Below are 7199 nucleotides of genomic sequence, written 5' to 3' on the forward strand. Positions count from 1 at the left end.
TTTACTTACGGGCCACGATGACCGCGCGCATCGGCGCCGGCAGCCCTTCAACCGTCTTGCTGTGATCTTCCGGGTCAAGGAAATCGCTCAGCGACTGATATTTCATCCACTCCGTCCCGCGCTGTTCCTCGACCGTCGTCACGCTCACGTCCACACAGCGAACATCCGTGAACCCTGCCCGGCGCAGCCACAGTTCCAGCGCTGGTACTGACGGCAGGAACCACACGTTACGCATCTGCGCATAACGGTCTTCCGGCACCAATACCTGCTGCTGATCGCCCTCGATCACCAGGGTTTCCAGCACCAGTTCGCCGCCTTTGACCAGGCAATCCTTCAGCGCCAGCAAATGCTCGATCGGCGAGCGACGGTGATAGAACACGCCCATGGAAAACACGGTGTCGAAGCCTTCCATGTTCGGCGGCAGGTCTTCGAAAGGGAACGGTAGGTGCCAGGCATTGGGCTCGGACAAGTAACGCTGCACTGCCTGGAACTGGCAGAAGAACAGCCAGTTCGGATCGACACCGATCACGCTATCGGCCCCGGCACCGAGCATGCGCCACATGTAATAGCCATTGCCGCAACCGACATCGAGGATGCGTTTGCCCTTCAGATCCAGATGCGGTGCGACCCGCGACCATTTCCAGTCCGAACGCCATTCAGTATCGACGTGCACACCAAACAGATCGAATGGCCCTTTACGCCATGGCGACAAACCCATCAGCGCGGTGCGCATTTGCGCACGGGTTTCGTCATCGCAATCGGTGTCCAGCGTCAGACCGTTGAGCAAATCAACTTCGCTCGGCTGAATCTTCGGCAAAGCGTCCAACGCACTCTGCCAGCGCTCCAGATCGCCGTGACCCTTTTCCATTTTCTTGTCGAGCTGACGCTGCAGAGTGTTGGCCCATTCGGCCAGCGGTGTGCCGGCCAGACGGCGGGCAAGGGGGGACAGATCAATCATGGCAAGGCAATCAACGAGGCAAAGTTAAGACACTGGAACCACGGCACGACTTTCGAAAAACCAGCGGCCAACAGGCGCTCACGGTGTTCTTCGAGGCTGTCGGGCTTCATGACGTTTTCAATGGCGCTGCGCTTCTGGGCAATCTCGAGTTCGCTGTAGCCGTTGGCGCGTTTGAACGCGACGTGGAGGTCAGTGAGCAGCGCGTGTTCGTCCGGATCATTGAAGCGCAGCTTCTCCGACAGAATCAGCGCGCCACCGGGCAACAGCGATTGGCGGATACGCGAGAGCAACGCCGTGCGCTGTTCCGGGGCGATGAATTGCAGGGTGAAGTTCAGCGCCACCACCGAGGCCGGCTGGAATTCCAGGGCCAGGATGTCGCCTTCGATCACTTCGACCGGCAGTAGCTCCTGGAACATCGAGTCCTGACCGTTGAGGTATTCACGGCAGCGTTCAACCATCGCCGCCGAGTTATCCACAGCGATGACGCGGCAGCCGTCGGTGCGTACGTGACGGCGCAAGGCCTGGGTCACGGCACCGAGCGACGAACCCAGGTCGTAGAGCACGCTGTTGGGCTGGGCGAACTGCGCAGCGAGCACGCCGAGGTTTTCAACGATGGTCGGATAACCCGGCACTGAGCGCTTGATCATGTCCGGGAATACCCGCACCACGTCCTCGTTAAAGGCGAAGTCAGGCACCTGGGCCAAAGGCTGGGCGAAAAGGCGATCGGGTTCTTTGCTCACGGCGGTTCCAGCGGCGTAGGTGGAAAAGGCCGGCATTTTAGCCAAATTGACGGGGGGATGCGCGGGTTGTCTGATAAACCGCCGGGCAGGATCCGAGGTTTGCGTGTTCAGTGAGACCGCTTTCGCGAGCAAGTCGAATCGTCGCACCGCCGCTCCCACAGTAGTTCTGCGTCGGACACAAGAAGTGCGTTTAACACTAATCAAATGTGGGAGCGGGCTTGCTCGCGAAGGATTCAGCGCGGTTTCGGGCCGAACGCCGAGGCCGCAATTCCCCATTGCCCCAACCAATAGCTGAGGATGATGACGTAAGGCGCGGCATGAAACGGCGCGACGAATCGATTGATGCCAATCACGCTGTCCGAAAACACAAACGCCACCGCACCTGCGGCCGCTAGCAGCGCCGAGCGTTTGGGCACGTCGGTGCCGAGTCGGGCCAGCGCCCGCCAAAGCATGGCGCTGATGGCCAGACCGTAGACGATCACCGGGATGAGCAGCGGACCCAGCCCATTGGAGATCAAGATCCCCAACAACACCGCGCCGACGCCCAAAGCGATGATCAGCGGTAACAGTGCCAGTCGCCGGCAATCACTCAAGTAGGCTTTCAGATAGGCCAAGTGAGCGATCAAAAACGCCCCGAGACCGAACACAAACAAATCCCCCGGCCACGCGAGCAGTACGTCGCCTAGCAAAGAGAAAATCAATCCAAGGCTGATCCAGCGCCGATATTCGCTGGGCGGTGCGTCATGCAACCAGCCGAGCAAGGCCAAAACCGGCAATGGCTTGACCAGCAGGCAAAGCAACGCCGCATGCACGCTGACGCCATAGAGGAACGTCACCGCGCCCATCAGCGCCAGAATCAGCCAGCCCACGATCAGTTAACCGAGATCGCGCAGTCGAAGGTTTCCACCGCCGGTACTTCCGGAGCCCATGGCTGTGAATAGGTCAGGCGTAAACGGCCAGTACCCGCGGCAAAGGACTGGAAGCGCCAGGTCGAAATGCCGGCGCTGCCGACGATCCCCGCGTCTTCCGGGTTGCTGTAGACCTCGGGGCTGAGTGCGCGCAATACGCCACCGGCCGAATCCTGGATCGCCCAGCGGTAACCCGTGGTCGGGTTGCTCGGCAGGGTCAGGATCAGGTTTTGCCCGCTGTGCAGTTTTACCGGGCATTCGCTTTGTTTTTCCACGGTCACGTTCTGTTTCGGTTGCGTGGCGCACGCGGCCAGCAAGGCGAGGGCGAGGGCGAGGGGGACAAACAGGCGAGTGGGGGACATAAGGTCAGTGGCTCCGGCATTCACGACGAACGGCGAGCATAACTGAAGATGAGACAAAGTGTGACAGCGCTGAAGGAGAGGCGTTGTCAGTGGCGCCGCCATCGTCGGAACGCCGCCCGGAGCAAGCTCGCTCCCACAGGTTTATCGCAATCCCTGTGGGAGCGAGCTTGCTCCGGGCGGCGTTCCGACGATGGCAGTGGTGCAGGCACTACATGACTATCAGAACAAAATCTTCGCCACATCCGCAAAGCGCTTGGCAAAGTGCACGGTAATCCCTTCCTTCAGGTAATCCGGCAATTCTTCAAAGCTACCGCGATTAGGCTCCGGCAGGATCAATTCGAAGATCTTCTGTCGCCGCGCTGCAATCACCTTCTCGCGCACTCCGCCAATCGGCAGTACATGCCCGGTCAGCGTCAGTTCGCCGGTCATGGCGATGCCTTTTTTCGGCGCCTGGTTTCGGGCGAGCGAGAGCAAGGCGCTGGCCATGGTCACGCCGGCGCTCGGGCCGTCTTTCGGGGTGGCGCCTTCCGGGACGTGCAGGTGGACGAAGGCTTCGTCGAAGAACTTCGGATCACCGCCGAACGACTTCAGGTTGGAACTGACGTAGCTGTAGGCGATTTCCGCCGACTCCTTCATCACGTCGCCCAATTGCCCGGTGAGTTTGAAGCCACGGTTCAAGGTGTGAATACGCGTGGCTTCGATCGGCAAGGTCGCGCCGCCCATGCTGGTCCAGGCCAGCCCGGTGATGACACCAGTCCCGGACAGCACTTGCTCGTTGCGGAAGACTGGATGGCCGAGTGAGGCTTCGAGGTCTTTCGGGCCGAGCTTGATCACCGCTTTCGGCTCGTCGATCAGTTTCACAACGGCTTTGCGCACCAGTTTGCCCAGTTGTTTTTCCAACTGCCGCACGCCGGCTTCACGGGCGTATCCGTCGATCAACGCTTTGAGGGCGCTGTCGCTGATGCTCAGGCTGCCTTTGGACACGCCGGCCTTTTCCAGTTGCTTGGGCCATAGGTGACGTTTGGCGATGGCGATTTTTTCTTCGGTGATATAACCCGACAGGCGAATCACTTCCATCCGGTCCAGCAATGGGCCGGGAATTGAATCCAGGGTGTTGGCGGTGCAGATGAACAGCACTTTCGACAGGTCCAGACGCAAGTCCAGGTAGTGGTCGAGGAATTCGACGTTCTGTTCCGGGTCGAGGGTTTCCAGGAGCGCCGAGGCCGGGTCGCCCTGGTAGCTCTGGCCCATCTTGTCGATCTCGTCGAGCATGATCACCGGGTTCATCACTTCGACATCTTTCAACGCATGGACGAGTTTGCCCGGCTGCGCGCCGATGTAGGTGCGGCGATGGCCCTTGATCTCGGCTTCGTCGCGCATGCCGCCGAGGCTGAAGCGGTAGAACGGCCGACCGAGGGATTCGGCGATGGATTTGCCGACGCTGGTTTTACCCACGCCCGGCGGGCCGACCAGTAGCACGATGGAGCCGCTGATCTCGCCTTTGTAAGCACCGACCGCGAGGAACTCGAGGATGCGGTCCTTGATGTCGTCGAGGCCGGCATGGTGTTTGTCCAACACCTTGCGTGCGTGCTTGAGGTCAAGTTTGTCCTCGCCGTACACGCCCCACGGCACCGAGGTCGCCCAGTCGAGGTAGTTGCGGGTGACCGCGTACTCCGGCGAACCGGTTTCGAGGATCGACAGCTTGTTCATTTCCTCTTCGATGCGTTTTTGCGCCTGAGGTGGCAGAACCTTGCCGGTCAGCCGTTGCTCGAACTGTTCGATGTCGGCGCTGCGGTCGTCCTTGGTCAGGCCCAGCTCTTGCTGGATGACCTTGAGCTGTTCCTTGAGGAAGAACTCGCGCTGATGCTCGCCGATCTTGCGGTTAACTTCGGCGGAAATCTCTTTTTGCAAGCGTGCGACTTCGACTTCCTTGCGCAGCATCGGCAGGACTTTTTCCATGCGTTTGAGCATGGGTACGCAGTCGAGCACTTCTTGTAGCTCGCTGCCGGTGGCCGATGTGAGGGCGGCGGCGAAGTCGGTCAGCGGCGATGGGTCGTTGGGACTGAAGCGGTTGAGGTAGTTCTTCAGCTCTTCGCTGTACAGCGGATTGAGCGGCAGCAGTTCCTTGATCGCGTTGATCAGCGCCATGCCGTAGGCCTTGACCTCGTCGGTCGGCTCGGTGGGCTGGTGCGGGTATTCGACGTCTACCAGGTACGGCGGGCGATGGTGTTTGAGCCAGGTGCGAATGCGCACGCGAGTCAGGCCTTGGGCGACGAATTGCAGTTTGCCGTTTTCGCGACTGGCGTGGTGCACCTTGACCAGAGTGCCGTAGAGCGGCAGGGCCGAGGTGTCGAAATGGCGCGGGTCTTCCTGGGGCGTGTCCATGTAGAACAGGGCCAGGGAGTGGTGATCGGATTTGCTCACCAGGTCGAGGGTTTCGGCCCACGGTTCTTCGTTGACGATGACCGGCAGCACTTGGGCCGGGAAGAACGGGCGGTTGTGGATCGGGATGATGTAGACCTTGTCCGGCAGGTTCTGGCCTGGCAGGGCGAGGCCTTTGCCGGTGGAGTGGTGTTCGGCGTTCTCTGGGTCGGCGTATTCGCTCGGGTCTTCGGGGAATTCTTGCTGGTCGCTCATGGGGCACCTGCGCAATTGGGTATGGGTGTTAGATGGGGCGGGTGGGGGGTGGTTTCAATGGGTCGGGATATTTCTGGGTGTGTGTTCAGGGTTTTGACAGGTGCGTTTGACTTGGCGGCCTTTGGGCCGACCATGTTGGTGGTTGACCGGGTGTATGTCCGTTGCTGCGGTAACGGCGGCTTAGGGTTTCGCCCGAGAGTGTCAGATTTTTTGTGTGCGGGCCGGTAATGGCCTGCCGTCAGGCAGGCCTTCATTTCACCAGGTCGGCCTGATGAATCGATCTCCGTACAAGACCGCAAACTGATTCANGAGAGTGTCAGATTTTTTGTGTGCGGGCCGGTAATGGCCTGCCGTCAGGCAGGCCTTCATTTCACCAGGTCGGCCTGATGAATCGATCTCCGTACAAGACCGCAAACTGATTCATGGCGTTCTTCCAGTCATGGGCGGGGCTGCCCCAATTGGCGGTGATATTTTGCAATGCCAGCCAGATCAACTTCGTCGCTGCATCGTCGGTTGGAAAGTGCCCCCTTGTCTTGATGATCTTGCGCAACTGAGCATTGATGCTCTCGATAGCATTAGTGGTGTAGATCACTTTTCGTATGGCTGGCGGGAAGACAAAAAACGGGATGACTCGATCCCAGGCACGTCTCCAGGCCGCAGCCACCGTTGGATATYGCTTACCCCAAGGTCCAGACTCGAAGGCCTCTAGAGCCTGCTCGGCAACTTCAGCGTTGAGTGCTTGATAGATCGGTTTCAGGGMCTTGGCCAGTTCGCGGCGCTTGTCCCAAGCCGCGTAATCAAGGCTGTTACGGATCAAGTGGACGATACAGGTTTGCAACGTCGTCTGAGGAAACACCGCACTCAAGGCTTCTGGCATGCCTTTAAGTCCGTCAGTTACCGCGATCAAAACGTCTTCGACGCCTCGGGTCTTGAGGTCATTGAAGACCTTCATCCAGAACTTGGCACCCTCAGTGGTCTCAATCCAGATCCCCAAAATATCTCGTGTGCCGTCCGGCAACACGCCCAGGGCCAAGTAGATTGCCTTGTTGCGAACCACCCCTTCGTCACGGATTTTGACCCGCAGAGCATCGAAGAAAATGACTGGGTACATGGGTTCAAGTGGTCGTTGCTGCCAGGTACTGACTTCTTCCAGAACAGCATCGGTGACGGAGCTGATGAAGTCATGGGAGACGTCTGTTCCGTATTGCTCCGAGAGAAATGCACGAATCTCGCGAACACTCATGCCGCGGGCATACATAGCAATGATCTTGTCGTCGAAGCCTGTAAACCGGCGCTCGTGTTTGGGGATCAGGATCGGAGCAAAGCTGCCATCGCGGTCTCTGGGAATATCCAGGCGCAACGGGCCGTCATCGGTCAGCACGGTCTTGCCGCTTCGGCCGTTACGTTGGTTACTCGACTCCTCGGGGCGCTCCGCGCCCTGAGGATAACCAAGGTGGTGCCCCAACTCGGCACCAAGGGCTCGCTCGATGAGCGCCTTCTTGAACGCCATCGAGGCATCCTGAATGGCTTCGGCACTCATCGGGCCGTTTACGAACTGATCAATCAGCTCTTTTGGAATGGCTGGAAGGTCTCG

The 7199-nt window shown here is 59.3% G+C and carries 6 protein-coding genes; all 6 read right to left on the bottom strand.

Annotated elements, in window-relative coordinates; all coding sequences use genetic code 11:
- Position 1: 1 nt before the first annotated feature.
- Positions 2-958, bottom strand: coding sequence for a tRNA 5-methoxyuridine(34)/uridine 5-oxyacetic acid(34) synthase CmoB (gene cmoB / locus ASC74_RS19285; protein WP_056743231.1), 957 nt, complete (start codon positions 956-958; stop codon positions 2-4).
- A complete protein-coding gene (gene cmoA, locus ASC74_RS19290) occupies positions 955-1734 on the bottom strand; it encodes a carboxy-S-adenosyl-L-methionine synthase CmoA (RefSeq protein WP_177338866.1) in 780 nt (259 codons plus the stop codon). The genes cmoB and cmoA overlap by 4 nt, the downstream gene beginning before the upstream one ends.
- A gap of 197 nt (positions 1735-1931) precedes the next feature.
- Positions 1932-2567, bottom strand: a complete 636-nt coding sequence (locus tag ASC74_RS19295) for a lysoplasmalogenase (protein ID WP_056743234.1) — start codon at positions 2565-2567, stop codon at positions 1932-1934.
- A 2-nt stretch (positions 2568-2569) separates the two neighbouring features.
- Positions 2570-2968: a protease inhibitor I42 family protein gene (locus ASC74_RS19300; protein ID WP_056743236.1), complete on the bottom strand. Its 399-nt coding sequence runs from the start codon at positions 2966-2968 to the stop codon at positions 2570-2572.
- 219 nt (positions 2969-3187) lie between these two features.
- Complete coding sequence (gene lon / locus ASC74_RS19305; protein ID WP_056743237.1) at positions 3188-5605, bottom strand: endopeptidase La; 2418 nt, start codon at positions 5603-5605, stop codon at positions 3188-3190.
- 370 nt (positions 5606-5975) lie between these two features.
- A partial coding sequence (locus tag ASC74_RS19310; RefSeq protein WP_082555851.1) for an IS256 family transposase occupies positions 5976-7199 on the bottom strand: 1224 nt, incomplete at its 5' end.

It is taken from the genome of Pseudomonas sp. Root329 (genome assembly GCF_001424925.1).
Taxonomy (GTDB): domain Bacteria; phylum Pseudomonadota; class Gammaproteobacteria; order Pseudomonadales; family Pseudomonadaceae; genus Aquipseudomonas; species Aquipseudomonas arabinosi.